This window comes from Ruegeria sp. BF7, assembly GCF_056538605.1.
In genome coordinates this window covers 103,892-130,039 of sequence record NZ_JBQFTM010000007.1, presented here as the reverse complement: position 1 = coordinate 130,039, position 26,148 = coordinate 103,892, and the positions used below count along the sequence as shown (strand labels likewise).

The window sequence follows — 26,148 nt, the reverse complement described above, 5'->3', positions numbered from 1 at the left end:
GCAGACATTGGTTGGGAAGTGATACCCCATTTGCGAATTGGGTAGTAACTCCCAAGTCTTAGTTGCCGACCTAGACCCGGATGGATAAAATAGAACAAAATACAAACATTTCGAGCAGACACATGAGAGCTTTCATTTCTTACTCCCATCGAGATGCAGATGCACTTGGCCGCCTACATGTTCATCTTGCGAACCTTCAGCGGGAAGGTCGGATCAAGACATGGTACGACCGCGAAATCTTGGCGGGTGAGGTCTTGGATGATGAAATCAGCGAAGAGCTAGAGGCGGCTGAACTTTTCCTGCTGATGGTTAGCCCCGACTTCATAGCGTCCAACTATTGTGTCGAACGAGAGATGCAACGAGCTTTGGAGCGGCACGAAGCGGGCTTGGCACAGGTTGTCCCTATCATCGTCGAACCATGCGACTGGGCTGCAATGCCTCAGCTCCGACGGTTGAAAGCGGTGCCGAAGGACGGTCTTCCGATCTCGGAATGGACGAACGCGAATACTGCATACCTAGATGTCATTCAGGAAATTCGCCGGATAGTCGATGCAGGTGTGTCGAATGCACTCGATTCAACTGCTGATGAAACAGAGCCAGCGTCAACACAACAAGTCGCCCCCCGCTATCGCGTTCAACGCGACTTCGACGAAATCGACCACAGTGAATATCGCGACGCGGCGTTCACTACGATCAAGAACTATTTCAAGCTGGCGATTGCTGAGATAGATGCTGTCGAGGGGCTGCGGGGCCGATTTGTAGACCGTGGCGAGAACTCCTTTGGCAGCACCGTTGTCAATCGTGGCCGGCAGCATGGAACGGCGCATATCACAGTGCACTGCCGAAACGCGGGGTTCGCTTTGGGCGACATCTATTTTTCTTTCACTGAGAATGCAGCAGACAATACGGCAAATGGCGGCTTCAACGTCTCTTCCGACGAATACGAACAGTTCCTTGTTGTGACTATGTCGATGTTCGGGAATGAAACTAACCAGCTAAATCCTGAGCAAGCTGCAGAGTACTTATGGAACCAGTTTATTGAGCAAGCAGGCATCAGTCATGCCTGAGCGTGCTCGCTTTCGCTGCAACAATTGCGGTCACCGTTTCGAAACCGCGGTGCTCAGCAAGAACGAGCAACGTGAAGCTCGCCGCGATAATCGACCGACCAAAGCTGTACATTGTCCAGAGTGCCGTCGAACCGATATTCGGATGGGTTGGGATTAGTGGAGATGCTAAAATCGGAACTATAGGGCCATTCACGATCATCCCAGCTACCGCCAATGGGTTATTATTCTGAGAGAAAAAATGCTGTCGCCAAGTGAATTCACAGTCGGAAAAGTCGGTATCGCAAAGCCACTCAGCTTGATCCTGCCGACCTCGAAGTACGAGGAAACGTTACTGGTTGGCCAACTCAACGACGTGCCGACGGCGGTTTTTCTTTCAGGGCAGCATAAATCGATGTTCTTCGAGGCCGAAGGCAACGAAAGCTGGGGTGGACTGATTATTCCATCTGTACGAATTGAGATCGATGAGGCTAGCTTCGTTGACGAGTACTCTTCTGAAGCGCCCATGCTTTCAGTGACTAGGACCGACACAAAACTTGTTGTGGCGGCGAAAGCAGAAAGATCGTTCGGCCGTCAAATCCAAATCACCTTGCACGAAGGGCTGGTTTCATCGGGAGAGGCCAAGGCTAAGTTTGCGAATTGGCAGATTGTTCTTGGGGAGGGTCAAGACAAGCGTGTCTTGTGGACTGCGACATGATCCACGTCCCATTTGAACGTCGTTTTGCACTGCCATCACAAGAGCGACTGCGCGACCCAGACTACATGTCTATCTGGGGCAGTTATGAGCACGGTTCCGTACGTTGGAGCGACCTCTATGCTCACCGCTGTGTCGTCGTCTTGGGTGAGGGGAAGTGCGGTAAGACCCATGAATTCAAAAAGCAAAAACAAGCGCTCCAGGATCAGGGACAAGCTGCGTTTTTTGTCCCACTTGAATTGCTTCAAGACGGAGAGTTTTTGGACTCAATCACCGCGGAAGAAGAGCAAGAATTTCAGCACTGGTTAGAGGCATCTGACGCAGAGGCAGTGTTTTTTTTGGACGCGGTTGACGAGTTGAAGTTGCGTAAGGGCACGCTGCGGCGTGCATTGCGAAAAATTCAGGCTGCTATCGGAGCGCAGACACACCGGGCGCGCTTCTTCATTTCATGTCGACCAAATGATTGGGCTGACGAGCTGGATTTTCAGGTTGTGAGCGCTTTGGTTGCGCCGAGAGAAAGAGCCGCTGAGGTTACTGAAGCTCCAGCAGGTGAAGAAGTCTTCACGGCAGTGATTGCACGAGATGGCGGCCCACCCCCTAGTGATGGGGAGGAGGGGGCCAGCGGCAGGGAGGAACCTGTAAAGGTTTTCGCGCTTTTGCCGTTATCTAGAAATGAGATCGTTGAATTTGCACGTCTTTACGCAGCAGATCACGCTGATGTCTTTGCCCAGCACTTGGAGGAAAAAGAGCTCTGGCATCTCTACCAATTGCCTGCCGACATCATGGCTGCGCTTGACCAGTTGGCGACGGAAGGACAACTCGGCAACCTTCAGGAACAATTGGTCTTTGGCATTGGCCAACGGCTTCGCGAAACCTCTGACAAAAAGCGCAACGATCTGAGCGTAAAAAAAGGCATGGAAGGGGCGGAGCGGATTGCGCTTGCGCTATTTCTAATGAAGCGCAGGTCAATCTACTTTGCAGCGCCTGGCGGTGACGCAGAGGGAGTCAGTGTAGCCGACATCCTGCCGGACTGGTCGCACGATGAGCAGGTCGAGTTGCTTGGCAAGTCCTTGTTTGACCCCACAGGCGTCGGTGCTGTGCGCTTTCATCATCGATCCACGCAGGAGTTCTTGGCCGCACAGCGCCTTCAGAAGTTGCGTGAGCAAGGTCTTGCGACAAGCGACCTCCATCACCTGTTGTTCGCGAGCGTCGGACAAGAGCGAGTGATAGTCCCAAGTATGGAACCTGTGGTGGCATGGTTGGCACTGTGGAACCCCGACGTACTGACTGATGTGAAGGAGCGGAACCCTCTCTTACTGTTCCGCCAGGGAATCCCCGCGATTCTGAGCCTCGAACTGCGCGCGGAACTGTTACGCAGGTTCGTTGAGCAATATTCTGGTAGCGACTGGCGCAGGGTCGGCGTTGGGCACACTGAGCTGAAGCGCGTGTCGACACCGGAGCTGGCGCCGCTGGTGCAAGAGTTGTGGGACCAAGCCTATACAGGTCACGACACGCGAGAGCTGCTTCTCGAAATGGTGTACCTGACGCCAATGGCTGATTGCGCCGATTTGGCGTTTCAAGCGGCCTTCGACGAGAGCTTGGATTTCCACCATCGGACATACGCTGTCTGGGCAGTTCTTAGATGTGGAAGCAGTCAACAGAAGCGCGAGATCGGGACTAGCATGGTGGCGGGCAATTGGCCCGAACGGGTTGTGCGCAATGCGCTGCCTGATCTGTTTTCTGAAGCAATTGAACTGGCAGAGTTTCTGGCTCTTGCAAGATCGCTGAACGAAATACCGCGTTCCGTTCATGGCTTGGGCTATGCACTACTTCAGGCGATCAAGTCGGATGCCATGAGCGCAGAGCAAAGGGTCCAAATCAGGGACGACCTGGTCGACGCAATTTGGGTGAACCGCACCGAAGAAAGTCGCGTCTACCAAGCGCATTCAAGCTATGATCACTTCGTCGATCCCGTGATAGCGGCTTGCGATCTGACTCCACCTCAGTCCACCGAAGAAATCCCACGTTGGGCATGGAGTGTTGCAGTGGCCTTTCACTTTGGAGAGCGCCGCGAAAGCATAATCGCCAAAGAGGAAACCAAAAGGTTGCAAGAGGCATTGTCCGAGAGTGTTGCTTTGCGGGAAGGTTACTTTTGGGCGTGCTTCGACTTGGCAGAATCTCTTGAAAAGCCCGAGAACGATTGGCATCGATTTGTACGATCCGATTATGGGCGGATCCTACGACCTTTTACTGAGTTGGATTTCCCTTGGCTTCTTCGCGCACTTGCGAATGGCGCAATAGAGGACCGTCGCGGCGTAGCGTTCTATACGCTGAGCATGTTCGTCCGAGGCGGCGAAAACGCCCAACTTGCGGTCGAAATAGCTGAGCTAATCTCCGACCGAGAGGACCTCCAAGAAGAACTTGAGCGGATTTTGAATCCTCCATCTCAAGTACCCGACGAGCACGAAATTGAACACCAAAATTGGCAGCGTGAACGTGAGATCGAAGAAGCTGAGCGGCAGGATGGTTGGAAACAATGGCGGCAGGAGGTTCTTGCTGCTGAAGATCTAATGCTGGGGGAAGCAGACCGGGAAAACACGCTATATAACTTGCACAATGTCATGCAGCACACGGAACGCGACCACAATACGTGGGGGTATTGGGATGCACAGTTTGTTGCGACGGCGTTTTCTCCGGAATTTCTTACCGGTGTAAGAGAAGGTCTCTCTGATTTCTGGCGACGCACCGACGTATCGCTGTTCAGTGAGCGCGCAGAAGAAGATCGGAATAGCTATTCAGCCGCCAGCCTTATGGCACTTGCTGCGCTCAAATGCGAGGCTGAGACCGCGAATTGGGCCGAAGTGCTTTCGCATGATGAAGCAGTAAGGGCGACGCGCATTTCAACATTGGAGCTGAACGGTTTCGGAGCCTTCCTGCCGCAGCTGGAAGCGGCCCACCCGCACGCCATCGAAGAAGTCATTGGTACTGAAATCAACCGACAGCTCGCAAACCTTATGGAGGTAGGACGTGCACCCATTTTGCATGACGCACTCCACCATGGCACACCATTCATGCGCGAAATCGCAGCCGCAGCGGCTACAGATAGCCTACCGGCATTTGAGAATGCGCTGGGGCAGAATACCCAGACCGACCTCAAATACGCCTTCGAACTGATTGCTGGCCATGGCACGGATGCGGCCATTTCGAATGCCGCTGGAGCGATCCAAAATCATATCGACACATCCAACCAAATGACTGCTGAAAGCCAGCGGTTCTGGCTGAAAATGTTGACCCAACTGAGCCTAGAGCAAGGGTGCGAAGCGGTGCTGGCAGCGACCGCTGACTTATCAACGCAAGAGTCCCGAGAAGCTGCAATTTCAATACTTGCCGCGATCTTCGGTGATCGCCACTGGGGCGGGCAACCGAGTTTTGATGGGGTGGAGAATGGCCGTCGCCTCGATTTGTTGACCCAGCTGGTCATAAGAGCCTACCAAACGGTGCGCCCGCAAGAGGATCAGCACCATGAAGGCACCTTTACACCGAACACTCGCGACCACGCTGAGGAAGCACGCGGTTACCTCCTGAGCACGCTTACTTCCACGAAGTCGCCGAGAACGCTGTTGGTGCTTTACGAATTATCCGCGATGCCCGAATTCGCGCATCTGACTGACCGTTTGAAACAGATGGCTACAGAGTTGGCGGCGAACATATCGGAACCCGAGGCCATGAATGCCTCGGCATTCCGAATATTCGACCAAGAGCGAAACTACCGTGCCTATGATGACCCGTCGCTATTTGCGGTCATGAATCACAGGCTAGCAGACTTTGAACACCACCTGCTTAACGACGAGCAGACAACTGTAGCGACTTTGCGAAAGGTGGAAGGCGAAACAGAGCTACGTCAATTCCTTTCCTACTGGCTGACCCAAAACGCTCGAAGTGCATACAGTGTCACACAAGAAGCCGTCGCAATTGCTGAAAAGCGAACAGACATCCGATTGCACGCAGCCGGTTTGGACCGATACGCATCTGTAGAAGCGAAGTTAGATGACGCAAGACATCGATGGAGCGGAAGCCAGCTGAGAGATGCTTTGATCGACCAACTCGTGGGGCGTTATCTGAACCATGAGCGATGTCGAGTTGGCTGCCTTTTAATCTGTATGCGTGAACCGCGGCAATGGGAGCATCCAGACACCGGCGAAAGAATGGATTTGGAAACGACAGTCGCCTGGTTGCAGAGCATTGCCAACGCTATTATGGAGGAACGTTCAGAACTGCTGCTTTCGGTGAAAGGGATCAATTACTCAGTTACCGCGAACGAGTAGATACGCGACCACCTCGGGGCTGCAGGTTGACGGTCACCGGAGCCAGGCTCAATCTCTAGCTTTGGGGCCCTTTCTTGACGAAGTTTGGCTTTCAATCCTCGGCTACAAGCCAGCCGAACGGCTCGAGGCTAGGCCTTCAATCGCTACTTCAGCAAAAAATACAAGCTGCCGAGCGGTAGTCCTTTGGCAAAGACGCTGCACCCCAGTTGCACTCTCTTTGGACACTTCCTGCGCCTTGAACGCTCCATTCTGGCAATCAGTCAAACCAACTGGCTGCTTCGCACGACATCGAAGGCCAGGATGCAATCGCAAGCAAACGGCAAAGTAGAAGCCCTCGGACTGCAGCGCTACGGGAAATGGGCAAGATAAAAGCGCCTGCCACGACTGCCGCAAATCACTGACGTGACTGGCGTTTTCGTGTGCACGCAAATCGGTCGTGTGCAGGTTTCCTGCAATTTCGCAGGGTTTTCAGCCCACTGGTATGCACACTGCGGAATCGTGCTCTTGGCGGTTGCTCTGTAGAAGCGGCGAGAACTCTGAGCATCGGAGGCGGACATCTCGCGCTCAACAATGGGAGCGCGAGATAAAAGAGGTGCCGCACGGCCACCTCAAGTGGCTGTTGTTCAGAGAGATTATCCGCCGCAGTCACACGGGCATGGAAGCGTCAATCGCGCCAAACTACTGATCTCAAAACAACTTTCATGCGGCACTACACCGAATCCACGAGAACACGCGCCTACGCCAGCACACCCGGCTATCCGCACTGAAACCCCACACCCACCGCCCACCTGTCATTCCCCGCCACAGGCCTACCCCGCCCGTTCTCGGCTTCGTTCCCATCTCACTTTCCGGCATCCTTGGAGCACCCGAAACCCAAACCCATCGCCCCATGCCCAAGCGCCCCGACATCCTGCCGCCCACCCTCGCGCCCCGCGGTCTCTCGCGGACCGAGGCGGCGGCCTATATCGGGGTGTCGCCCACGCTCTTCGATCACCTCGTTCGCGACCGGCGCATGCCGCCGCCCAAGCGGATCAATGCCCGTACCATCTGGGACCGGAAAAAGCTTGACCGGGCGTTCGAGCTGATCCCTGATGGAGATCACTCCGACCACAATCCCTGGGACGACTGACGGCTGACGAAAGGCAGCGCGTGCCATGCCCACATTCAGGATGAGAGACGGCTCGGGCAGCATCCGCCTGAAGCACGTCATCGAGGATACCGACCGGCACGGGAACGTGCGCGTCTACCTGCGGCGGCCCGGGCACCTGAAGGTGCGGCTGCGCAGCCAGCCGGGGACGGAGGACTTCCTCGCCGAGTACCGCGCCGCGATGATGGGCGCGACGCCCCGCGCGCCGACCGGACCGCTCGAGCGGCGCGGATCGAAGGGCAGCTTCAAGTGGCTCTGCGAGCAGTACTACGTCTCGGCCGAGTACCAGCGGCTGAGTGGCCGCACCAAGTATGTCCGGCGCGGCATCCTCGACCGGATCTGCGAGAAGAACGGGTCGAAGCCCTACGCGCTGATGGAGCCTCGCCACGTCCGGCGCATGCGCGACGAGATGGCGGACAGGCCCGAGGCCGCCAACGGCTTCGTCAAGGCGCTGCGGCAGGTCTATGCCTTCGCCGTCGAGTACGAACTGGCGCAGCGCAACCCGGCCCGCGACGTGCCCTACCTCAAGGCCAAGGGGGACGGCTTCCATTCCTGGACGATGGAGGAGGTCCGGCAGTTCGAGGAGCATCACCCGATCGGCGGCAAGCCGCGGCTGGCGCTCGCGCTCATGCTCTACACCGGGCAGCGGCGTTCGGACATCGTCCGGCTCGGGCCGCAGCACATCAAGGACGGCTGGATCACCCTGACCCAGGCCAAGAACCGCGACCGCAAGCCCGTCACCCTCTCCATCCCGGTCCTGCCCGAGTTGAAGGCGGTCCTCGACGCGACGCCCACCGGCAACCTCGCCTTTCTTGTCACGGCCTTCGGCAAGCCCTTCACCTCGAACGGCTTCGGCAACTGGTTCCGCAAGCAATGCGACGAGGCCGGGTTGAAGCATTGCTCCGCTCACGGATTGCGGAAGGCGGGCGCGGCGCTCGCGGCCGAGAACGGCGCGACCGAGCGGCAGCTGATGGCGATCTTCGGCTGGACGACCATGAAGGAGGCGTCGCGCTATACCCGCGCCGCGCGCCAGAAGGTACTTGCGGCGTCCGGGATGAAGCTGTTGTCACGGGATGAGGGCGGGCCGGGAAGAGGGGAAGTGCGGGGTGGCGATCCGTGATACGTCGTCTTCCCGTGCCAAGCCTGAAACGACCAAGAAGAACACAATGGAGGCAGTCATGACAAAGACCGAGAAACCGAAGCTGGACGAAGGCGCAACCTCGACGCTTCCGCCCGAGGCGTTCGCCAAGTTCGAAGCGACCACGAAAGCCACCGGGAAGCGGGTTGCTGGCCTCGCGCGGGCTGCGGAAAATGCGCAAGGGCTGCTCAAAGATGCAGACTGATCCTCGCCCCGTGCCTGCGAACGCGACGCCACCGTCCTTCAGCTCGTTCTTGCAAAATTAGTTCCCCCAAGCTATATAGCTTCAAGGTAGTATTTGCCCGATGCCGTGGACCGTATCCTTTGCCGAGGAATTCGAGCCGGAATTCGATGCCCTGCCACAAGAGGTGCAGGACGCGATCCTCGCCCGGGCGTTGCTGCTCGAGCGGGAAGGCCCCATGCTCGGGCGACCCCATGCGGACACCCTGACCGGGTCGAAGCATGCTAACATGAAGGAACTGCGCTGCACCGCCGCCGATGGCGTCTGGCGCATCGCCTTCGCATTCGACCCCGACCGTCAGGCGATCCTGCTCGTCGGCGGGGACAAGTCGGGTGGCAGCGAGAAGCGGTTCTACAAGTCGCTGATTGCTAGGGCGGACGACCGCTTCGACCGCCACCTGGAGAGACGGAAAGGATAACGACGATGGCCCGGAGCCTTAAGGAGAAGCTGGAGACCCTCGACCCCGCCCGCCACGCGGCGATCAAGGTCGAAGCGGATCGGCTGCATGCCGAGTACCTGACGCTGCAGGAGTTGCGGAAGGCCAAGAAGCTGACCCAGGTTCAGCTGGCTGAAACCCTCGGCGTGCAGCAAGCCACCGTCGCGAAATACGAACGCCAGAGCGACCTTCTGCTCTCGACGCTGACGAGCTACGTCCGGGCGATGGGCGGGGAACTCAAGCTGATGGTCGAATTCCCCGGCACGGCACCAATGGCGCTCGAAGGGTTGGGCGATACGGAGGAGCCGCAGCGAGTGAGAGCCGGGAAAGCGCAACGCGCCAGTCTGTCGTAGGCACGAGATCGGTACAGGTCGCCAAGGCGGCTAGATCAGGTCTTCGAGAGCATTTCGCACAGCAATAGAGAACTGAGCCAAGCTGTCCTGCTCCTCCATCAATCGGTTTCTCAAAGTCCTAGGCAGCTCAAGTTGCACACCCCTGCCACTTCGCGCTCGGTTGCAAATGTTGTTTCGATGAGTTCCGGCAAGCTCACCCTGTTGCAGCCTACCGACGAAACCCGCACGAACGACATGATCCAAGATCAGCCCACTCAAGTCTGTGTCGAGGCCACCGATCCAAACCGTTTCGGTGTCGTCTCGATCAGCGCGGCCATGAAATGCGACCAAACGATCGGTTCTAGCTGCAATTTCGAGAGCGAGTGGTTCATCGTAGAGGTGGGAAGTCACGTGCAACTCGTGATGCCTCAATCCGGCTCTCATGCCTTCAAATAGGTAGAGGGACTTGTCATCTTGGGCCACACTTCGCGCAATCTCGGAAGTGCCTGGTTCGATCCGCCCGCCATGGGGCGCCATAACCAAGGCTGAGTTCGTCACATGACGGGCTTCAATGCGATAATCGCTCCCTGCCGTCTCGTGACGGAAAAGCTCCGAAAAGGTCGAATAGCGATCTGCTGGCATTGTCATCCGTGACTCAGATTGTGCGAGCACCATATGCCTCGCATCCTCTGCCAACAATGTTTGGGCGCGTCCCAGCACACTTCCTGCCGTCCCGATCAAGTCTCAATACATCTCTTGAACGAAACCTCGGCCGGGACCGAACCACGAACAAAAAAGTCCCACTTTTGTCCAGACGTGAAAACGGTGGGACATTTTTGCCCCATAACACATTGATTTCATTATCACTTACAGGTGCTTTGGTGCCCGGGGGCGGAATCGAACCACCGACACGAGGATTTTCAATCCACTGCTCTACCCCTGAGCTACCCGGGCACGGGAACGATGTTCATCGTTGGGTGGAGGCCTTCTATGACTTGCCACTGGCAGTGTCCAGAGCCTTTTTGACATTTTTTCAATGTGGGCGGGATTGCTCTGTTTCCCCCTCAGTGACGTCCGCGTCCAGGTCTTCTTCGCGCTGTGACGGAACCGCATATGACCCGTTAAACCACTTGGCCAAGTCGATATCAGCGCAGCGTTTTGAGCAGAACGGGCGGAACCTCATCACCGTGTCTTCGCCGCAGATCGGACAACTCATTTGAACACCTCCGACAGCGGAATACGGCCACGTTTACGCTGCAGTTCATAGTGCCCCAACGGTGTCCAGCCGGCCAGAGTGGTCTCGATCCCATCTGCCTTGAACGCAGCGCGCAGTGCCGCTTCAAAGCCGCGGCGGTCCTTCTTGGGCATGGGGGCCAGGTCCACCGTGATTTGCCCACCAAGGCCGCGTACACGCAGCGCACGGGCCAGCGTCTTGGCGCAGGCGAAATTGGCTTTGGTGCCAGCGGCCAGAGACGTATCGGACCCGGTGTTCACATCCACGGCAACCAAAGCGCGCGTGGGCTGGATGAACAGGTGGCCCCCGCCCGGAAGCGGCTCGGATATCCCGCGCGCCACGTCCAGCGCGTCAAGCACTCCCTGCACCTCGAACCCGCCCGCCTGCGTCAGGACCTCAGCCGGGTCGGTCCAGTCGCGCCAGGCCAATACGTGCGGGCCGTCACCTTCGAGCAAAAGCGCGGGCTCAGCCCCGGAATCTTTCAGAACCTGATCAGCGTGGGCCAGCATGGCGCTGATATCTTCGGCAATCTCGCCCGCATCCTCGCCCTCGCAGCACGACCGCAGGATCAGGCCATAGTCGCTGCTCTCCATGCATTCATGCGCGATCTCGAGCAGACGGTCGCGCTCTTCTTCGTCACGGATGGAACGCGAGATGTTCAGGCCGGGCGCATCGGGTGTGACAATTGCATAGCGGCTTTTGAACAGGATACGGTCGGTTACCGGCAGCGCTTTGCCCGGTTCAGCATAACCCGTGACTTGCACCAGTAACAGCGCACCCGGCGCCAACCCCTTGACCTGGCGCAGAAAGGCCGGGCCCTCAGGCGTTGTCAGGAACATACCGCCCTGCCCTTTGACCGGACGGTCGGCGCGGGCGCGATAGATCGTGCCCGGCACGGGAGCGTCTGACGCGATCAGGAAATCGTCAAGCTTTCCGTCCACCATCAAAGCAGCTGCTTCGCGGTTTTCAATATGGTCCAGAACGATGGTACGACCCTTCATGATGCCTCACGATACAGCGGATAACCGATGCCTTGCAAAAGGGCGGCAGTCTCAGATAGTGGCAAACCCACAATGCCGGTGAACGAGCCCGAAATCCATGGGATGAAGCCACCTGCTGGACCTTGGATGGCGTAGGCACCTGCTTTTCCCTGCCAGTCTCCGGTCGCCAGGTAGGCGTTGATTTCCACGTCCGACAAACGTTTGACCTTGACTTGGGAAACAACATCTCGCTGCAATATCCGGTCCCCACGCCGCACGGCGACCGAGGTGATCACGCGGTGCCGCCGACCGGACAAGGCATGCAGGAATTCGGCCGCTTGGCCTGCGTCTTCGGGTTTGCCCAGAATGCGGCGACCCAGCGCGACGGTGGTGTCGGCGCACAGGGTTATATCGCCATTATCCGCCTGCACCGCCTGCACTTTGGCCCGCGTGATACGGCTGCAGTAGGGCACCGGCAGCTCGCCCTTCAGGGGCGTTTCGTCGATGTCGGGGGCGCGAATCGCATCGGGCTGCACACCAAGCTGGGCCAGCAGGTCCAGCCGCCTTGGGCTGCCCGATCCTAAGATAAACGCCATTGCGGCAGGCGTTACTTGAAGCGGTAGTTGATCCGACCCTTGGTCAGATCATACGGGGTCATCTCGACCTGAACCTTGTCGCCGGCCAGAACGCGGATGCGGTTCTTGCGCATCTTGCCTGCCGTATGTGCGATGATCTCATGGCCGTTTTCCAGCTCGACCCGAAACGTCGCATTAGGCAGGAGTTCCTTCACGACACCGGGAAATTCGAGCGTATCTTCCTTGGCCATGTTGTCTCCATCATTACGTTGCACCCGCAGAATCTACGGGGATGTGGGCTTAAATGAGCCTATTTCGGCCCTATTTCAAGGGCGGAATCACCTAAAGGCGCGATATTGTGACTGAATCGACTCGGGGCGCCTGCTCTTCCCAGTGGGTGCGGTTCAGTACATTCCCATCGGCGCGGACTTCGGCAATGGTCGTCAGGTCGATATCGGCATAGGTCCAGCCGGGCTGGTTCAGGACGCCCTCAGACAGCACACCGGTCGCTGGGAACCCCTTGTCGGGCGGGCCAAAAACGCCGCCGGTGCCGGTGTTCATATCCACAGCCTCGGACCAATCATTGTTCCCGACCAGAGACGCCATTACGGTAACACATTGATTTTCCAACGCTCGCGACATCGCCCCGATGCGAACGCGCCAATAGCCTGCCAATGCTTCGGTACACGAAGGGACAAGGATCAGGTCAGCCTTGCTCAACGCTCGGCCCAGCAAGGGGAACTCACTGTCATAGCAGATCAACACGCCGATTTTCCCCAATGCAGTGTCGAAGAGTTTGAGTGGCCCGCCCGGCACGATATCCCAGTCTTCGCGCTCGAACCGGGTCATGATCTGTTTGTCCTGATGATCCTGTCCGCCATCAGGCGCGTAGAGCGCTGCGCGATTTACCGGACGGCCCGGCCCATCCACAACCGGCGCCGATGCGCCCAGAATGTAGGTTTTGTATTCTTGAGCGATGCGCTGATGCAGGGTCTTCGCCTGCTCCATCCGATCCGATACAGCCCGGATCGAACGCTCCAGATCACCTGCCACCTCAGCCCCGTCGAGCGTCGACAGTTCCATCGCACCGTATTCCGGAAACACCAGAAGCTCGGCCCCCTGCCCGGCAGCTTCGGCCACCCAGCGATACAGCTTATCCTCGTACTGCGCCCAGCTGTCGAGCCAGTCAAGATTATAGGCGGCGGTTGCGACTTTCATAGCGCGGGCTCCTCAGGCCTGGTTTGGCGAGACACTAATAGACGGCGTCTCGAACTGTACAGACGCATTGTTCGCCCCAGCCATCATCGACGGGAAAGTGAATTGGCAGAAGACATCCGAAGTGTTTCAATGTGCTTAGGAGGAAGACCATGCAAAACCCGCAAAATTTCGAGAAGTTCTATTTTGCCAAAGTTGGCATGGGCGAAGCCTGTGGCTGTGCGGAACGCGTTATCGACGTGTTCGAATTCAATCGAAAGAGCGGTGCACAAGTAAAAAAGCCGCTGAAGCAGGAAAAACGCAAGAGCTTGTCCCTCAGAGGGTGGGCCGTCAAATACGGTCTGCTCAGCCGAAAACACCGGACTTGAAGCGCTAGCGCGGATTACGTTGGCAAATCCCTGATCCAGAACTGTAACGGTTTGAGCGTCTCACCCTCTTCGCCGATATCCTTCCACGAAAACTGCGCGATTGCACCGGGCAACGGTTCGTAGCCCCGCGCGCGCCAGAATGCATCCAGTGGCCGGTAGCTTTCCGGCCGCATGGGATGATCGGCCGGGCGTTGGACGCTGCAAAAGGCACATTTTTTAAAACCCAGCGCGCGGGCATGGGCCTCGCGCAGGTCGAAGAATTTGTGGCCGACACCCTGCCTCCGGTAGTCGGACAGCAGAACAGACTCGGCACAGTAGAAGATCTCGGACAGGTCCAACCCGGACCCTTCGAAAGCCACAGCGAAATCGTCGGCGTGTTCGGTCAGAGGCGCCCCGGTCGAGGCCCCGATCAGGCGGTCACCGTCGAAAGCACCAACCACAATCGCCTTGTCGCTGTCGCGGTAGGATTGCAGGTATTTTCGTTCGTATTCCAAATCACCGTCATACAGGTACGGCCACGCCCGAAACACTTCGATCCGCAGGCGCGCCACGTCGTCCAGAGCGGCCCCCAGCGCCGCTCCGGTCAGGGGGCGGACGGCGGTAACCTCAGCCATTCGAAACCTGCTTGGTCCAGTCGGCGAGGTTGTAGAAGGTGGTGACGCGGGTGATCTTGCCATCCTTCAGGTCAAAGAACGACCCGGCGGGCAGGCGGTAGGTCTGGCCATGCGCCTCGGGCAGGCCCTCGTCGGTTTCCAGATAGGTGCCGTTTACGATGAACTCGGCCGCGGCGCGGGTACCACCTTCGGTGTTGAACACCACAATATCGGTCAGGTTCTCACGATAGCAGCGATTCATGTGTTCGCAGAATGCCGCGAACTTCTCTTTACCGACGCGAATCTGGCCCTCGTTCACGTGATGCGCCACGTCATCGGACAGGCAGGCCAACATGCCGTCCACATCGCCTGCATTGAAAGCTTCGAAATAGGTTTTGACGGTCTGGTTCATGGTCACTCCGTAGGTTCGCCCCAGCGTTCTTTCAGATGCCCGATGATCTGATCGCGGGTCTGTCGGTAGTGATGTAGCTTTTCTTCGCGATTCTCGCCCAGCCCGGTAGGGTCCATTATTGGCCAATAATCGACATCCAGATGAAAAATCCGGGTCAGTTCCAGCGCTTTTCGCTGGCTGGCGGGCGACAGGGCGACCACTAGGTCAAAAGAGCTGAGGTCATCTCCCCATTCCTGCATCTCGTCAAACGAGCGCGTCCGGTGGCGGGAAAGCTCAACCCCGATTTCCTGGCAGACCGAAATGCAGAACCCGTCGATCTCAAAGTCGTTGCGCACACCGGCAGATTGCACATAAGTGCCGGTGCCATAAAACTTCTTCATGATGCCTTCGGCCATCGGTGACCGGACCGAGTTGTGGTCGCAACAAAACAGGACCGACTGCGGCAAAGGCTTCACCCGTCAGCCCCCGAAGTGCAGCACGCAGATCAGCGTGAACAGGCGACGGGCGGTGTCAGTATCGATATCTGCTTTTCCTTCCAACCGCTCCTGCAGCACGCGGCTGCCTTCGTTGTGGATACCGCGGCGAGCCATGTCGATGGTTTCGATCTGGCTGGGCGGCAAGGTCTTGACCGCGTTGAAATAGCTTTCGCAGATCTGAAAATAGTCTTTGACCACCTGCCTGAACGGACCCAGTGACAGGTGGAACTCGGCCGCTTTTTCCTCGGCCTCGGTGGCGACGTCGAACACCAGCCGCTTGTCCCGGATCGACAACTGCACGTGGTATGGCCCCTCGGGTACCTCGCGGCCGTCCCGCTGGGGCAGTGCAAAGCTGTTGTCTTCCAGCAGGTCATAGATAGCAACCTTGCGCTCCTGCTCGATCTCGGGGGTCGGCGGGGGCAGATTACGGTCATCCAATTCGATATGCGAAATGCGGGTCATCATTATGGTCACAGTGTTTCGGGTCTGCACAGACCTATAACAACGTATTTCGTTCGGCAACGGACAGAAGCCCCTTAAGGGCTCCTATTTGTGATCTGCGGACCGAATCTCACAACTTGACCAAAGCCTGCCAGACCATTCGCCACGCTCTTACCCCGGAGGGGCCGATGACCAGCTGCAGGACTTAATCGTTTGCATTGAGAACAATTGGTCAGATGGCAAGTACGCAGCGTACTGGACCTCCCCGCCCAACTCAAAGAAGTGTCGCGACCCGTCTACGGAACAAAGAGCTCGCCATATGCCGTATTCAAACTGTTGTTTAGCTGTAGAATCATTCAAGTTGGTAGGTCTATTTTTCACGCGGTCACCAACATCGAACGTCAAAAAAACTACTTTCCCATCTGTTTTTGCTTCACTCACAGATATCCCGTGACCCCAGTTTGTACCTGCCGTTTCATTGTAGCCGTTGGTCCAAATGGTGGCGAGAGTACAAAGTTCGTCACCTAAACAGCTATCATTGGCTCTTTGCACGTCGTTCTGGCTAGGCACATAGGATGTACATGCTGAGATGACAGGTAGTAGAAACAGAGTGATTGTTTTGCGAAAAGTCATTAGACCTCCTTGTTTTGTTCCCTGCGGTCGTCTTTCGACCGGGCCTTATTTGAGGTCACACTGCGTCGTTACGCCAATTCAGCCGTTCAACCGCTTGAGACGCGCGGTGACCGACAGGCCATGCGCCTCAAGGCTTTCCGATTGCGCCAGTTGTTCGGCGGCTGGTCCGATGGCCCGCAGTGCCTCGGGCGTCATCTGGCTGAGTGTCGTGCGTTTGAGGAAATCCATCACGCTGAGGCCGGACGAAAAACGGGCCGAACGCGCGGTCGGCAACACGTGGTTGGGGCCACCGACATAATCGCCAATGGCTTCGGGCGTATACTGGCCAAGAAAGATTGCGCCGGCGTGAATGGTTTTTTGGCTGAGCGCCACCGGGTCGGCGACGCAAAGTTCAAGGTGTTCTGGTGCGATGCGGTTTGACAGCGCGGCAGCCTCGTCCAAGTCGCGCACGGTAATCACCGCACCAAAGTCGCGCCAGCTGGCTCCGGCGATCGCGCGGCGCTGCAAGGTTTCCAGGCGCTTTTCCACGGCCTGCGCCACGGCCTGTCCGAACGCAGCTTCGTCGGTGATCAAAAGCGATTGCGCGCTTTCGTCATGCTCGGCCTGACTGAGCAGGTCCAGCGCGATCCAGTCCGGGTCATTTTCCTTGTCGGCGATCACCAGAATCTCGGATGGACCCGCGATCATGTCGATGCCCACCTTACCGAAAACCCGGCGCTTGGCAGCAGCGACAAAGGCATTTCCCGGACCAGTGATCTTGTCCACTGGCGCGACGGATTCGGTACCATAGGCCAGCGCCGCAATCGCCTGCGCGCCACCGATGCGATAGATTGTGTCGACGCCCGACAGTTGTGCCGCCAGCAGGACCAGAGGGTTCACCTGCCCGTCCGGCGTCGGCACCGCAATGGCCAGCCGGTCAACTCCTGCCACCTTGGCTGGAATCGCATTCATCAGAACCGAAGACGGGTACGAGGCCAGACCGCCCGGCACGTAAAGCCCCGCCGCCGAGACCGCCGACCAGCGCCACCCCAGTGTCGCCCCGGCGGTGTCGGTCCATTGCTGGTCTTCTGGCATCTGCCGTTCGTGATAGGCCCGGATGCGTTCGGCCGCCAGTTGCAGCGCGGCACGGTCCGCGTCCGAGACCTGCGCGACCGCTTCGGCGATTTCATCGACAGAAAACGCCAGTGTTTCCGGCGTCAGTTCCAGCCGGTCAAACTTGGCGGTCAGCTCAATCACAGCCGCATCGCCCCGGGTGCGCACATCCTCAATGATCTCCGCAACCACGGCGTCCACATCCGGGCTGTCTTCTCGCTTGGCCGATAACAGCGCCTGAAAGGCGTGTTCAAACTCGGGCGACGAGGAATCTAGGAAAACGGGCATGATCTGGCTCTCCGGGCATTTGATCGGGACATATCGCCGGGATGGGCTGGCCTCAACCCTTCTCGGCGGGGTGCAGCGATTTGCGCATGGCGAAACAGGAAACGTCACCACGCGCGCCGCATTGCCCGGTAGGCTGCCAGCCATGCCGCCTATAAAACGCCTGGGCCGTTTGTGTCGCCTCAAGCCGGGCTTCGGTATGGCCCGAAGCGATCAACTCCTGTTCCAGCCGACGCAGCAAGGCCGACCCGATACCATGCCCGGTATGATCCGGATCGATATAGAGCAGGGTGATCTCATCGTTACGCAATCCACCTACGGCGGCGACCTGACCTGCACGTTCAGCCAACCAGATCTGCGCCCCGTCCCTGATCCAGCGCCGAATCGTCTCGGGGTCTTTGTTCACCGTCCATTTCGCGATGGCTTGCGGGTCACCCTGATGATCCACCTGACACAGCTGGGTGATCGAGCGGACCAGAACCCGGCTCAGATCGAACACATCGAACACAGTCGCGCGGCGCAGCCCCGAACCCGCCGGAGGCTCGGAGAACGCTTGTGATATGCCGCGCTTATTCCGGATGGTGCGGGGCCTGCCCCGACGGGGCCTGATAGGGCCGCGTCACATCCTTGAGCGTTGCGTCAATCGCCTCAACCGCCAGACGGATCGCGCCGTCACCTGCCAATGTCAGGATGATTTGGCCTGCGCCGTCCTCACCCGCTTCGAAATCGACCGACAGCAAAGACACCACCATATCCTTGTCGCTGCGATCTACACCCTGGCTGGCCACCGATAGCACCGAGTCAAACACCAGAACCGATTGGACACGTTCGAATGCACGTCCTCGGCGGGTGGCGGCGTCCTTATCTTCCCAACGAAAGCGGTTCAACAGCAGGCCAAACCGGCGCTGCGACGGCTGCCATTTCATCTCGGTCATCGGGAACACGGCATCTTGCGTCAGTGTAGAAATCACCTGCAGGTCATCGCCATCCTCGGCGCCGAGGTTCAGCGGGGCTTCGCGCCCGTCGTGAAAGCTTGCGTCTGTCATTGGCCTTTGATCCGTTCGATTTTGGCGCCCACGCCTTCCAGCTTGCGCACCACATGTTCATATCCGCGATCCAGATGATAGACCCGGCTGACCGTGGTTTCCCCTTCGGCTGCCAGTCCTGCCAGAATCAGCGAAACCGAGGCCCGCAGGTCCGTTGCCATCACCGGCGCGCCCTTCAGTTGCTCTACTCCGGTGACCGTAGCCGTACCACCGTGCACTTCGATATTCGCCCCCATGCGCACCAACTCCGGCGCGTGCATGAAGCGGTTCTCGAAAATACGCTCTTCCAGCACCGAGGTACCCTCGGCCGTACACATCAGCGCCATCATCTGTGCCTGCAGGTCGGTCGGAAAACCGGGGAACGGTTCGGTGACCACGTCCACGGACTGAACGCGCCCATTCTTGCGCGCAACTTTCAGGCCCTTGTCGGTTTCCGTAACGCTGACCCCGGCGGCCTCCAGTTTCTCGGCAAAAGAATCGACAAGACGCATCCGACCGCCCAGCAGCTCGACCTCACCGCCGCAGATAGCGGGGGCTAGCATATAAGTGCCCAGTTCGATCCGGTCGGTCACAACCTGATGAGTCGCGCCGTGCAGGCGATCAACGCCCTGAATTTCGATGGTCGAGGTGCCCTCACCCGAAATCTGCGCGCCCATCTTTCGCAAACATTCGACCAGATCGACAATCTCTGGCTCACGCGCGGCGTTCTTCAGCACCGTGGTACCCTTTGCCAAAGTGGCCGCCATAACGATGTTCTCGGTCGCGCCGACAGAGGCAAAGCGCATCTCATGCACCGCGCCCTTCAGACCGCCTGGCGCCTTGGCGTGCAGGTATCCGTCCTTCAGTTCAATCTCAGCGCCCAGCGCCTCGAGCCCCTCTACGTGGAGGTCCATCGGGCGCGCGCCAATCGCGCACCCACCGGGCAGCGAGACAACGGCTTCTCCGAACCGGGTCAGTAACGGGCCCAGAACCAGGTTAGATGCACGCATTTTGCGCACGATTTCATAGTCGGCGACGTGACTGGTCAGGCTGTGGCTGGACATGGCGATCACCTGCCCGTCCTGCAGCGAGGAAACTTCGGCCCCCAGCGACTCCAACAACAGCGTCATAGTCTTGATGTCGCTCAGCCGCGGTGCGTTGGTCAGCGTCAGCGGTTCTTCGCTCAACAAGGTGGCGGGCATGAGCGTCAGACACGCGTTCTTAGCCCCTGCAATCGGTATCTGCCCGTTCAGCGGGCCGTTGCCCGTCACCAAAATCGAATCCATCTGCTCTTATCCCTCGTCCTTATCGACAGTGTGCCCGGATGCCGCCCGCGCCTTGGCCTGCGCCTTGCGCCGCGCCATATTCGCCTTAAGCGCTGCCTTCAGCCGCTCGTCGCGTGCATCACCGGATTTACCGCGTTTTTTGGGTGTTTTTTTTTCTGTCATTGTCTTTCTCTACAGGAGGCGAAAAAAACCGTCCAGACACCCTTGCGCCGCGTTTCGTTTGAGTCTAATCACCCGCCCACGGCGCTGCTGTAGCTCAGAGGTAGAGCACTCCCTTGGTAAGGGAGAGGTCGAGAGTTCAATTCTCTCCAGCAGCACCATGATTTCCCCGGTAAAACAATGACTTAATCCTGAAAGACCCGAAACCCGTCCGTGTAACTCGCAGAAACTTGCAGGAACAAACCGTGCATTGCTGACAAGGTTTCGTACAAATCCCGTACAAACCTCTGGGCATGTTCGCGGAATGCCCCGGAATTAAACTGAAGGTATGCGCGGGCTCGTCCTGTGGTAAAAGCCCGACATGCGCGCGAAAGACTTCCCCCTGCCCACCGTCGAGATTCAATGCGACTATTGCGGTCGGTTTGGACGCTACAGCAAGGCGCGGTTTCTGGAAATCGTGGGCGCGGAGACCGAGTTGCCACAGGCACTGGCAATCATCGCCAAGGACTGCCCGGAAAGCCGGGTTTCAACCGACAACATGCAGGGCAACTGCCGCCCCTACTACCCGCAGGATTGGTGGCGGTAGTCTCTCGATTTGTGTGTAATTATTTACACACTCACCCTTGACCTGTTAAGCGAAGTTGTGTAAATATATACACATGGAAACCGACAGCAAAAAGATAATTGCTCGGCTACAACGCGAAGGGTTTGAAAAGGTGTCACAAGCTGGATCACACGTAAAACTTCGCAAGGGAACCCGGACAGTTATTGTTCCACATCCTAAGCGGGACTTGCCGAAAGGCACCGCCCGCAACATAGCAAAGCAGGCGGGCTGGATCTAATCCAGCCCGTAGGCACCAACCACAGGTTTCACACGCGGAACTTGCTGTCACTTAAAAACGGAGAAAGTACGGAGTCTATGTACTATTACGCAATCGTCCACCACGATCCCGGTAGCGCCTTTGGCGTTTCCTTCCCGGACGTACCGGACTGCTTTGCGGCTGCGGATGAAGAAGAGGGCGTGCTGAAGAATGCAATCAGCGCATTGGATGACTATCTGTCCGATGTTGAGGACCACCCGGCCCCCAGCGCCCTTGAGGATATCCGTAATGAATTGGCCGAAGATTTGGCCGAGGGTGCCTATTTAATTTTGGTGCCCCACATACCCAGACCCACGAAATCTACTCGCTTCAATGCCAGTATGGATCGGGGGCTGTTAGCCGCATTAGATGCCGCCGCAGATCAGCTTGAGCTTAATCGGTCGGCATTTATCGCCCAGGCAGTGCAGAACGAAATCAAAGAGCGCAACGCTGTTTGATTCCAATGATCAGGGGCTGGGCCGTAACGCGGCCCAGCCCTTTCTAGTTCAAGTTTCGGCCATACCCACCAGGCTGGCGAATAGACCCTACGCAACAGAACAGAATTCACGCGCCGGGTTATGTTCTTTCGAAGCCCAGCATTGATTAGTAGCTTTTCAGGAACGCAAAAAAAGGAAGAGGGATCAGAGCCTCTCCGCCACTTGCACATACTGCTTTGGGGCGTAGAAGAGTGCAAAAACGCAAAAAAAGGAATCGCGGAAAGTGGTACTATCTATTCATCTGTTGGCTGCAGCCCTCACAGCAGGCGCTTTGTTTTTTGCCTTCATCGCAGGAATGCTACATGAGCAAGGGCGACCCGATACGAGCGCCACAACCTCGGTCCTGCTGGCCGTTATTACAGCGACATCGGTACTCGTTCTGCTATGGTTCTTCTGAAGATATTTCACGCGACCCGATACGAGCGCCACAAGAACGGACAAGAGCAGCATCAAGACAAAGCTTTCTTGATCTGCCCCGGCCACCGCAAGGGGCTGTCCAGCAGAAGCGCGACGGCAAACGCAACGATGATCCAAATTGGTGTGTGGACCTCCTGAACGGTTACCTGCTCAACCGTTTCCGCCTGCACCTTGCTTGAATCTGATGACTGACGGATAACCCCCGCCTGCGGCCTGACAATTTTTTGATTGGTGTTCGCCGTGGTTCCAATGGTCTGACTGTTTGTCTTTCCGGCCTGAACGTTGGCGGCAACATTCGGCCCGCCACCCGTCAGAAACTTTAGCGCCTGACCACCAGAACAGGCTGTCAGGACGCTAAAGCAAATCAGCAAGCCCCAAAGGCGAATCAACAGAACACCTGTTCAGTTGCGCGCAGGATCGCGTGGGCCAGCTTGCGCATTTCATGCGGCTCATCCGTGGCCTGCTGGCCAGCGGGCGACGATCCGAAGAATGGCTCGATCAGGGCCGCAGGCGCGCGACCAGAAATCAGACTGGCCGAACCACGGCCCTTGCGCACGATCTTTTCACCTCGATCCCGCAGGCCCAGAGCCTCAAGCATTTCACACTGCAACGCCTCGGCATACGCCAAGGACAGCGCCGTGCCGCTGGTCAGGGTCTCGGTGCCGGTGGCGCGCGGGTTGTGATGGCTGTTGAAATGCAGTTCCACAGACGCGGTCGATCCCCACAGATCGGCGCGGCGATAGACGTCCCGAATTTCGCGGGTGTATGATGATCCGGGTTCACGAAAGAAAACCCTTACCTCTATACCCGGATACTCCGAAGCCAGAGACTTGATAACGCGCGCCAGATCGGAATTCCACGCAAACTCTGTTTCTCCGGTATCAGGGCGCACAGCACCCTGTGCGCGGGCGTTATGGCCCACGACAACAGCCAACTTCATGGCAATCTCTCCTAGATGTAAATGAGTGTCAGGTCATCGACTGCAGGGCGAAGACCAGCATTCCCCAAAGAACGACCGCCAGAACCAGCTTGGCCCGGCGATACCATGTTTTCCGCGCGGTGCGTTTCGCGCCCTGCAACACCTGCTTCATTTCTTCACCCCCGCCACCCACGACAAAGCCCGAGCTGCAGCCGCCAAGAGCGGATCCCGCAATTCGGTGATTATCGTATGAGCAGAAAAGGCCGTCAGAAACGGTAGCAGCAAGATTGCCGCGCGCGGAACACTCTCCAAACTGATCTGCGCATAGGCAAACAGAACCGGCCCGCCAAGCGCCCCGACTGTGGTGTTGAACAGCAGAAGCAGGACCACTTTTTTAGCCGCCCAATCCTCCAGGTCCAGTACGGCTGCCATCGCGCCCAACAGCGCGACGATCAAAACTTCCCACGCCAGCCCGTAAACCGCCAACCACGACCCTACCGCAGCAAAAAGGCCCGCCGAAGCGGACCCTAGTAACTCAAGTTTCATATTGTTTTGCCCCTTGCCCTTCTTGATTTTGCAAAGCCATCGACTGGTTACGGCTTCAGCACTCGCATCGTCACGCGCAGATCGGTTTCCGATGTCAGCGCTTTTAGTGTCAGATTGCCCGAGACGTCCGCCCCCCATTCATGCAACCCGTTCAGCAGCAATTCCAAGCCGCACTGCACTTCTGTTGGCCCAGAAAAAGTGGTTGTCTCATAGACCGCATAGATGCTGTTTCCGGCCTCGAAGGTGTCTGAAAGCGGGTCCTGTGTATTCTGGGCGAAGAAACCGCTGAACAATGTGGCGTCAAGATTTGGGTTTGCACCCGACGCGTTCAGATCACCGGTGCTGATGCGCGGTTCGCAGTTGATGTTTCCTGAGCTAACATTTGTGTTTGCACAAACCGTAATGCCGACCAAAGAACCACCCCTCGGCGCAACGAAGCGGCTACCGGCCATTGAGACCAGTGACTGATCGACAGGGGGAGAAGATACCGAAAACGGCACGATAACTGTGCTGGCCATCTTGTCGATGACCTGCAGAACGCTGGATGCGTTTTTACGGGCCACGATGGCGCTGGCAAGAACCTCGTTGTCATTGGATTTGACAGTGATTTCGAACATCGTGTTCGGCCACAGCATACCGGCATTCACGACCTCAACAGGTGTTCCAGCAACGGTGGTTATGAAGTTTTCATAATCCTGCCCTTCCCAGACGAACCCCGCCAGAGGATCGACCGGCAGACCCCGCGACGTGCTGTAACGGATGTTTCTCAACAGCGGCGGTTTGGGTGCATCCGCAACCCGAGGCCCGGCACGCACGCCCATGCCTTCAGGGTTGCCGCCGATGTTGGCCTTTTCGACGCCGATGTTTTGAATGATCGTGCCGGGCGCAAATGCGACGCTCCAATAGATCAGAGAATTGCCGTTGTTGTCTGCGACCCCACGAACGCCGTCAATATTGCTCTCATACAGCGATGCATTCTGAACCAGAATAGCTTGGCCGTCCGCGCTGTCCGAATACGGGGACGCCAGCAGCAGATCGTAGATGTTGGTACGCGCAAAGCTGCGACCGGAAATGCTGGTGTCAACTTCGGGAATCTGGTGCGCGGCCTGCCATGCAGAGCCGTCCCAGACCCGCACTTCGGACGCCGCCGAATTGTAGTAAAGATCGCCCTTTTCAGGGCTGACGGGATCGCTGGTCGCAATCGGCTGCTCAGCCCATCCGAACACTTCGCCCCGGCAATACATCGCATCGACCCAGCCAGAGGCCCGATAGATGCGATACCCCGCACCGTAACCCGCTTCCCTGCGATAGTAATAATCCCCCTCGACTGCAGTGCTGCCCTTGGCCGCGACAGCCGCCGCATCGTCCGCGTAGGAATACCCGAGATTGTTGACACCTTGGACGAACCATGACGGGTTTGCCCACATCGCCTCGATGGCCCAGCTTTCCGCACGCCCGAAGAAAGCCAGACCATGCGCGATCTGGCGCACCTCCAATTTGTCACCAGCCGCACCGTAGGACATATTCTCGGACCACGTACGCCACAACTCCGCGACATGCCCGATGCAGTTACCGCCCGTAGAGGACCCATACATTTCGGGTGCCCACCGCGAAGACCGAAGATCACGCGCCTTGGTCAACCACTTGGTATTGGCGTGGGGGATGAACTGCCCGCCGTCCAGATTCGTCTTGTGTCGTGTAACCCCGTTGCCCTCAGCGAAAAGGATTCCGTCGCCAACGCCCGAGTGTTCCAAGACCGCGCCGCGAAGATCGAAGAAAACAGAATCATGCTGCAACCCGACGATTGCGCCCGCCGCGTACTGCGAAAGCGCCTCAAGCTGATCAACCAGATAGTGACCACGGCCATAGACAAAAACGGGGCCACTTGCCGATGCCCGCGCTGCCGCCGCAAGCAGAGCATTCCACGCTGCGGTATCGTCTGCTACACCGTCTCCGACCGCGCCAAACGCCTCGGGAAAGAACTGATTGCGACCCGGAACTAGGAACTTGGTCCCGCCTGCATTCTGCCTGTCAAATACAGGATCAGCGGCGTCCAGAGCGATAAGGGAAACGCTGTCTTTCCGGGTTCTGATCGTGGTTCCGGCACTGAACCCGGTCAGGCTTGATGTCAAAACAGAAATCACGTCATCGAACAGAACCTCGCCCAACCAGCCAAGCAACGTTTCCGATCCGCCGTCATTTCGATAGACCTGTGTGCCCGGCTCGATCTGCACCAGAAAAACATTGCCATTCGACGTGCCCGCCAAACCGTTGGCAACGCTGTCATACATCATCGCACCCGCAGCCTGAGCGGCCAGTTCGGCCTGCGTTCGAGCCGTTTCAGTTTGACTCCGGGCCAACTCCGCACCGGCGCGGTCGCTTTCTGCACTGGCCTCTGACGCCGCAGCCTTTTGCTCACTGACCAGCGCTTCCGCCGCACTCGCCAACGCCTCAACTGCCGCCTGACTTTCTGTGAATATTGCCGGGATACCTGCAACCTTGACCCAATTGCCGGACACACGCTCATAGGTGCCACCCTCTGACGCCGTGGTCACAACCAGCCCGAATTCGCCGTCTGATACACCAGACCGCGCTTGCAGTGCGGCAACCGAATGGTTCACGTAATTCAGCCCACCGCCTGCGGCAAGGCTTTCAAACTCCTGCATCCAGTCCGCCAGTTCAGACGGAACCGGCTGGTGCGCAGGACTCGGCGGGTTGCCGTGCATGATCGTTTTTGGGGAAAGTGCTGCCATGATTG

The 26,148-nt window shown here is 57.8% G+C and carries 32 protein-coding genes and 2 tRNA genes; 12 read left to right on the top strand and 22 right to left on the bottom strand.

Annotation, left to right across the window (positions count from 1 at the left end; translation table 11 throughout):
- Positions 1-122 precede the first annotated feature (122 nt).
- The 3 genes from ACR0IK_RS15685 to ACR0IK_RS15675 all read left to right on the top strand — a co-directional run bounded on the left by ACR0IK_RS15685 (position 123) and on the right by ACR0IK_RS15675 (position 6,083).
- Complete coding sequence (locus tag ACR0IK_RS15685; RefSeq protein WP_480642164.1) at positions 123-1,067, top strand: toll/interleukin-1 receptor domain-containing protein; 945 nt, start codon at positions 123-125, stop codon at positions 1,065-1,067.
- A gap of 238 nt (positions 1,068-1,305) precedes the next feature.
- The gene (locus tag ACR0IK_RS15680) at positions 1,306-1,761 is read left to right on the top strand and encodes a hypothetical protein (RefSeq protein ID WP_480642163.1); all 456 of its coding nucleotides are present in this window, start codon (positions 1,306-1,308) and stop codon (positions 1,759-1,761) included.
- On the top strand, positions 1,758-6,083 hold the full coding sequence (locus ACR0IK_RS15675; protein ID WP_480642162.1) for an NACHT domain-containing protein: 4,326 nt from the start codon (positions 1,758-1,760) through the stop codon (positions 6,081-6,083). Before ACR0IK_RS15680 ends, ACR0IK_RS15675 begins: the two co-directional genes overlap by 4 nt.
- A gap of 841 nt (positions 6,084-6,924) precedes the next feature.
- On the opposite strand, the gene ACR0IK_RS15670 is transcribed toward ACR0IK_RS15675, so the two are convergent.
- Complete coding sequence (locus ACR0IK_RS15670) at positions 6,925-7,239, bottom strand: hypothetical protein (RefSeq protein WP_480642161.1); 315 nt, start codon at positions 7,237-7,239, stop codon at positions 6,925-6,927.
- Here ACR0IK_RS15670 and ACR0IK_RS15665 point away from each other — a divergent pair.
- The 4 genes from ACR0IK_RS15665 (at position 7,238) to ACR0IK_RS15650 (ending at position 9,398) form a co-directional block, all read left to right on the top strand.
- Positions 7,238-8,350 (top strand): tyrosine-type recombinase/integrase, encoded by a 1,113-nt coding sequence (locus tag ACR0IK_RS15665; RefSeq protein ID WP_480642160.1) that lies wholly within the window; start codon positions 7,238-7,240, stop codon positions 8,348-8,350. The genes ACR0IK_RS15670 and ACR0IK_RS15665 overlap by 2 nt on opposite strands.
- A 58-nt stretch (positions 8,351-8,408) precedes the next feature.
- Positions 8,409-8,573: a hypothetical protein gene (locus ACR0IK_RS15660; RefSeq protein WP_480642159.1), complete on the top strand. Its 165-nt coding sequence runs from the start codon at positions 8,409-8,411 to the stop codon at positions 8,571-8,573.
- A gap of 100 nt (positions 8,574-8,673) precedes the next feature.
- Complete coding sequence (locus ACR0IK_RS15655) at positions 8,674-9,027, top strand: type II toxin-antitoxin system RelE/ParE family toxin (protein WP_480642158.1); 354 nt, start codon at positions 8,674-8,676, stop codon at positions 9,025-9,027.
- A gap of 5 nt (positions 9,028-9,032) precedes the next feature.
- A complete protein-coding gene (locus ACR0IK_RS15650) occupies positions 9,033-9,398 on the top strand; it encodes a helix-turn-helix domain-containing protein (protein WP_480642157.1) in 366 nt (121 codons plus the stop codon).
- A gap of 30 nt (positions 9,399-9,428) precedes the next feature.
- Here ACR0IK_RS15650 and ACR0IK_RS15645 read toward each other — a convergent pair whose 3' ends face one another.
- The 7 genes from ACR0IK_RS15645 to ACR0IK_RS15615 form a co-directional block, all read right to left on the bottom strand.
- Positions 9,429-10,052, bottom strand: a complete 624-nt coding sequence (locus tag ACR0IK_RS15645) for a poly-gamma-glutamate hydrolase family protein (protein WP_480642156.1) — start codon at positions 10,050-10,052, stop codon at positions 9,429-9,431.
- Between the two features lie 204 nt (positions 10,053-10,256).
- A tRNA-Phe gene (locus tag ACR0IK_RS15640) sits at positions 10,257-10,331 on the bottom strand.
- Between the two features lie 79 nt (positions 10,332-10,410).
- Positions 10,411-10,593, bottom strand: a complete 183-nt coding sequence (locus ACR0IK_RS15635; RefSeq protein ID WP_480594307.1) for a DNA gyrase inhibitor YacG — start codon at positions 10,591-10,593, stop codon at positions 10,411-10,413.
- On the bottom strand, positions 10,590-11,612 hold the full coding sequence (locus ACR0IK_RS15630; RefSeq protein ID WP_480594309.1) for a ribonuclease E/G: 1,023 nt from the start codon (positions 11,610-11,612) through the stop codon (positions 10,590-10,592). The genes ACR0IK_RS15635 and ACR0IK_RS15630 overlap by 4 nt, the downstream gene beginning before the upstream one ends.
- On the bottom strand, positions 11,609-12,187 hold the full coding sequence (locus ACR0IK_RS15625) for a Maf family protein (protein ID WP_480594310.1): 579 nt from the start codon (positions 12,185-12,187) through the stop codon (positions 11,609-11,611). The genes ACR0IK_RS15630 and ACR0IK_RS15625 overlap by 4 nt, the downstream gene beginning before the upstream one ends.
- A gap of 11 nt (positions 12,188-12,198) precedes the next feature.
- A complete protein-coding gene (gene infA / locus ACR0IK_RS15620) occupies positions 12,199-12,417 on the bottom strand; it encodes a translation initiation factor IF-1 (protein WP_005978431.1) in 219 nt (72 codons plus the stop codon).
- Between the two features lie 91 nt (positions 12,418-12,508).
- Positions 12,509-13,384 carry a carbon-nitrogen hydrolase family protein gene (locus ACR0IK_RS15615; RefSeq protein ID WP_480642155.1) on the bottom strand — a complete coding sequence of 292 codons (876 nt, stop codon included), beginning with the start codon at positions 13,382-13,384 and terminating at the stop codon, positions 12,509-12,511.
- Positions 13,385-13,533: 149 nt separating this feature from the next.
- Between ACR0IK_RS15615 and ACR0IK_RS15610 the strand changes: the two genes are divergently transcribed.
- Positions 13,534-13,749 carry a hypothetical protein gene (locus ACR0IK_RS15610; RefSeq protein WP_480642154.1) on the top strand — a complete coding sequence of 72 codons (216 nt, stop codon included), beginning with the start codon at positions 13,534-13,536 and terminating at the stop codon, positions 13,747-13,749.
- A gap of 14 nt (positions 13,750-13,763) precedes the next feature.
- Here ACR0IK_RS15610 and ACR0IK_RS15605 read toward each other — a convergent pair whose 3' ends face one another.
- From ACR0IK_RS15605 to ACR0IK_RS15565, 9 genes are all read right to left on the bottom strand, one after another.
- Positions 13,764-14,363, bottom strand: a complete 600-nt coding sequence (locus ACR0IK_RS15605; RefSeq protein WP_480642153.1) for a GNAT family N-acetyltransferase — start codon at positions 14,361-14,363, stop codon at positions 13,764-13,766.
- Positions 14,356-14,754: a ketosteroid isomerase-related protein gene (locus tag ACR0IK_RS15600; RefSeq protein WP_480594314.1), complete on the bottom strand. Its 399-nt coding sequence runs from the start codon at positions 14,752-14,754 to the stop codon at positions 14,356-14,358. Before ACR0IK_RS15600 ends, ACR0IK_RS15605 begins: the two co-directional genes overlap by 8 nt.
- A 2-nt stretch (positions 14,755-14,756) precedes the next feature.
- Entirely contained in the window at positions 14,757-15,209 is a 453-nt protein-coding gene (locus ACR0IK_RS15595) for an arsenate-mycothiol transferase ArsC (protein WP_475211327.1), read from the bottom strand.
- 3 nt (positions 15,210-15,212) lie between these two features.
- Positions 15,213-15,692: a UPF0262 family protein gene (locus tag ACR0IK_RS15590; RefSeq protein ID WP_480594382.1), complete on the bottom strand. Its 480-nt coding sequence runs from the start codon at positions 15,690-15,692 to the stop codon at positions 15,213-15,215.
- Positions 15,693-16,382: 690 nt separating this feature from the next.
- The gene (gene hisD / locus ACR0IK_RS15585) at positions 16,383-17,684 is read right to left on the bottom strand and encodes a histidinol dehydrogenase (protein WP_480642152.1); all 1,302 of its coding nucleotides are present in this window, start codon (positions 17,682-17,684) and stop codon (positions 16,383-16,385) included.
- Positions 17,685-17,736: 52 nt separating this feature from the next.
- Positions 17,737-18,180, bottom strand: coding sequence for a GNAT family N-acetyltransferase (locus ACR0IK_RS15580; protein ID WP_480642151.1), 444 nt, complete (start codon positions 18,178-18,180; stop codon positions 17,737-17,739).
- Between the two features lie 70 nt (positions 18,181-18,250).
- The gene (locus ACR0IK_RS15575; protein ID WP_480594317.1) at positions 18,251-18,727 is read right to left on the bottom strand and encodes a DUF2948 family protein; all 477 of its coding nucleotides are present in this window, start codon (positions 18,725-18,727) and stop codon (positions 18,251-18,253) included.
- The gene (gene murA / locus ACR0IK_RS15570; protein WP_480642150.1) at positions 18,724-19,992 is read right to left on the bottom strand and encodes a UDP-N-acetylglucosamine 1-carboxyvinyltransferase; all 1,269 of its coding nucleotides are present in this window, start codon (positions 19,990-19,992) and stop codon (positions 18,724-18,726) included. Before murA ends, ACR0IK_RS15575 begins: the two co-directional genes overlap by 4 nt.
- A 6-nt stretch (positions 19,993-19,998) precedes the next feature.
- A complete protein-coding gene (locus ACR0IK_RS15565) occupies positions 19,999-20,154 on the bottom strand; it encodes a hypothetical protein (RefSeq protein ID WP_480642149.1) in 156 nt (51 codons plus the stop codon).
- A gap of 83 nt (positions 20,155-20,237) precedes the next feature.
- On the opposite strand from ACR0IK_RS15565, the gene ACR0IK_RS15560 reads away from it, so the two are divergent.
- From ACR0IK_RS15560 to ACR0IK_RS15545, 4 genes are all read left to right on the top strand, one after another.
- A tRNA-Thr gene (locus tag ACR0IK_RS15560) sits at positions 20,238-20,312 on the top strand.
- Positions 20,313-20,512: 200 nt separating this feature from the next.
- Positions 20,513-20,737 (top strand): hypothetical protein, encoded by a 225-nt coding sequence (locus ACR0IK_RS15555; RefSeq protein WP_480642148.1) that lies wholly within the window; start codon positions 20,513-20,515, stop codon positions 20,735-20,737.
- Positions 20,738-20,810: 73 nt separating this feature from the next.
- Positions 20,811-20,993, top strand: coding sequence for a type II toxin-antitoxin system HicA family toxin (locus ACR0IK_RS15550; protein ID WP_480642147.1), 183 nt, complete (start codon positions 20,811-20,813; stop codon positions 20,991-20,993).
- A gap of 77 nt (positions 20,994-21,070) precedes the next feature.
- Positions 21,071-21,469, top strand: a complete 399-nt coding sequence (locus ACR0IK_RS15545; RefSeq protein ID WP_480642146.1) for a type II toxin-antitoxin system HicB family antitoxin — start codon at positions 21,071-21,073, stop codon at positions 21,467-21,469.
- A 488-nt stretch (positions 21,470-21,957) separates the two neighbouring features.
- Here the strand turns inward: ACR0IK_RS15545 and ACR0IK_RS15540 are convergent, their stop codons facing one another.
- The 5 genes from ACR0IK_RS15540 to ACR0IK_RS15520 are packed head-to-tail and all read right to left on the bottom strand — an operon-like array spanning position 21,958 to position 26,143.
- Positions 21,958-22,314 (bottom strand): bacteriophage spanin2 family protein, encoded by a 357-nt coding sequence (locus ACR0IK_RS15540; RefSeq protein ID WP_480642145.1) that lies wholly within the window; start codon positions 22,312-22,314, stop codon positions 21,958-21,960.
- Positions 22,311-22,865 (bottom strand): N-acetylmuramoyl-L-alanine amidase family protein, encoded by a 555-nt coding sequence (locus tag ACR0IK_RS15535; protein WP_480642144.1) that lies wholly within the window; start codon positions 22,863-22,865, stop codon positions 22,311-22,313. The genes ACR0IK_RS15540 and ACR0IK_RS15535 overlap by 4 nt, the downstream gene beginning before the upstream one ends.
- A gap of 28 nt (positions 22,866-22,893) precedes the next feature.
- A complete protein-coding gene (locus ACR0IK_RS15530; protein ID WP_480642143.1) occupies positions 22,894-23,016 on the bottom strand; it encodes a hypothetical protein in 123 nt (40 codons plus the stop codon).
- Positions 23,013-23,390, bottom strand: coding sequence for a hypothetical protein (locus ACR0IK_RS15525; RefSeq protein WP_480642142.1), 378 nt, complete (start codon positions 23,388-23,390; stop codon positions 23,013-23,015). Before ACR0IK_RS15525 ends, ACR0IK_RS15530 begins: the two co-directional genes overlap by 4 nt.
- A gap of 47 nt (positions 23,391-23,437) precedes the next feature.
- Positions 23,438-26,143 (bottom strand): hypothetical protein, encoded by a 2,706-nt coding sequence (locus ACR0IK_RS15520; RefSeq protein WP_480642141.1) that lies wholly within the window; start codon positions 26,141-26,143, stop codon positions 23,438-23,440.
- Positions 26,144-26,148: the final 5 nt, after the last annotated feature.

Excerpts from the sequence above, each read along its gene's own strand:
- ACR0IK_RS15680 (WP_480642163.1), top strand. The coding sequence starts at position 1,306 with ATGCTGTCGCCAAGTGAATTCACAGTCGGAAAAGTCGGTATCGCAAAG.
- ACR0IK_RS15645 (WP_480642156.1), bottom strand. The coding sequence starts at position 10,052 with ATGGTGCTCGCACAATCTGAGTCACGGATGACAATGCCAGCAGATCGC.
- ACR0IK_RS15545 (WP_480642146.1), top strand. The coding sequence starts at position 21,071 with ATGTACTATTACGCAATCGTCCACCACGATCCCGGTAGCGCCTTTGGC.
- ACR0IK_RS15635 (WP_480594307.1), bottom strand. The coding sequence starts at position 10,593 with ATGAGTTGTCCGATCTGCGGCGAAGACACGGTGATGAGGTTCCGCCCG.
- ACR0IK_RS15525 (WP_480642142.1), bottom strand. The coding sequence starts at position 23,390 with ATGAAACTTGAGTTACTAGGGTCCGCTTCGGCGGGCCTTTTTGCTGCG.
- ACR0IK_RS15530 (WP_480642143.1), bottom strand. The coding sequence starts at position 23,016 with ATGAAGCAGGTGTTGCAGGGCGCGAAACGCACCGCGCGGAAAACATGG.
- ACR0IK_RS15670 (WP_480642161.1), bottom strand. The coding sequence starts at position 7,239 with ATGGCACGCGCTGCCTTTCGTCAGCCGTCAGTCGTCCCAGGGATTGTG.
- ACR0IK_RS15650 (WP_480642157.1), top strand. The coding sequence starts at position 9,033 with ATGGCCCGGAGCCTTAAGGAGAAGCTGGAGACCCTCGACCCCGCCCGC.
- ACR0IK_RS15665 (WP_480642160.1), top strand. The coding sequence starts at position 7,238 with ATGCCCACATTCAGGATGAGAGACGGCTCGGGCAGCATCCGCCTGAAG.
- infA (WP_005978431.1), bottom strand. The coding sequence starts at position 12,417 with ATGGCCAAGGAAGATACGCTCGAATTTCCCGGTGTCGTGAAGGAACTC.
- ACR0IK_RS15605 (WP_480642153.1), bottom strand. The coding sequence starts at position 14,363 with ATGGCTGAGGTTACCGCCGTCCGCCCCCTGACCGGAGCGGCGCTGGGG.
- ACR0IK_RS15535 (WP_480642144.1), bottom strand. The coding sequence starts at position 22,865 with ATGAAGTTGGCTGTTGTCGTGGGCCATAACGCCCGCGCACAGGGTGCT.
- ACR0IK_RS15575 (WP_480594317.1), bottom strand. The coding sequence starts at position 18,727 with ATGACAGACGCAAGCTTTCACGACGGGCGCGAAGCCCCGCTGAACCTC.
- ACR0IK_RS15600 (WP_480594314.1), bottom strand. The coding sequence starts at position 14,754 with ATGAACCAGACCGTCAAAACCTATTTCGAAGCTTTCAATGCAGGCGAT.
- ACR0IK_RS15675 (WP_480642162.1), top strand. The coding sequence starts at position 1,758 with ATGATCCACGTCCCATTTGAACGTCGTTTTGCACTGCCATCACAAGAG.
- ACR0IK_RS15660 (WP_480642159.1), top strand. The coding sequence starts at position 8,409 with ATGACAAAGACCGAGAAACCGAAGCTGGACGAAGGCGCAACCTCGACG.
- ACR0IK_RS15555 (WP_480642148.1), top strand. The coding sequence starts at position 20,513 with ATGCGCGCGAAAGACTTCCCCCTGCCCACCGTCGAGATTCAATGCGAC.
- ACR0IK_RS15655 (WP_480642158.1), top strand. The coding sequence starts at position 8,674 with ATGCCGTGGACCGTATCCTTTGCCGAGGAATTCGAGCCGGAATTCGAT.
- ACR0IK_RS15520 (WP_480642141.1), bottom strand. The coding sequence starts at position 26,143 with ATGGCAGCACTTTCCCCAAAAACGATCATGCACGGCAACCCGCCGAGT.
- ACR0IK_RS15630 (WP_480594309.1), bottom strand. The coding sequence starts at position 11,612 with ATGAAGGGTCGTACCATCGTTCTGGACCATATTGAAAACCGCGAAGCA.
- ACR0IK_RS15550 (WP_480642147.1), top strand. The coding sequence starts at position 20,811 with ATGGAAACCGACAGCAAAAAGATAATTGCTCGGCTACAACGCGAAGGG.
- ACR0IK_RS15625 (WP_480594310.1), bottom strand. The coding sequence starts at position 12,187 with ATGGCGTTTATCTTAGGATCGGGCAGCCCAAGGCGGCTGGACCTGCTG.
- ACR0IK_RS15590 (WP_480594382.1), bottom strand. The coding sequence starts at position 15,692 with ATGACCCGCATTTCGCATATCGAATTGGATGACCGTAATCTGCCCCCG.
- murA (WP_480642150.1), bottom strand. The coding sequence starts at position 19,992 with ATGGATTCGATTTTGGTGACGGGCAACGGCCCGCTGAACGGGCAGATA.
- ACR0IK_RS15685 (WP_480642164.1), top strand. The coding sequence starts at position 123 with ATGAGAGCTTTCATTTCTTACTCCCATCGAGATGCAGATGCACTTGGC.
- ACR0IK_RS15565 (WP_480642149.1), bottom strand. The coding sequence starts at position 20,154 with ATGACAGAAAAAAAAACACCCAAAAAACGCGGTAAATCCGGTGATGCA.
- hisD (WP_480642152.1), bottom strand. The coding sequence starts at position 17,684 with ATGCCCGTTTTCCTAGATTCCTCGTCGCCCGAGTTTGAACACGCCTTT.
- ACR0IK_RS15615 (WP_480642155.1), bottom strand. The coding sequence starts at position 13,384 with ATGAAAGTCGCAACCGCCGCCTATAATCTTGACTGGCTCGACAGCTGG.
- ACR0IK_RS15610 (WP_480642154.1), top strand. The coding sequence starts at position 13,534 with ATGCAAAACCCGCAAAATTTCGAGAAGTTCTATTTTGCCAAAGTTGGC.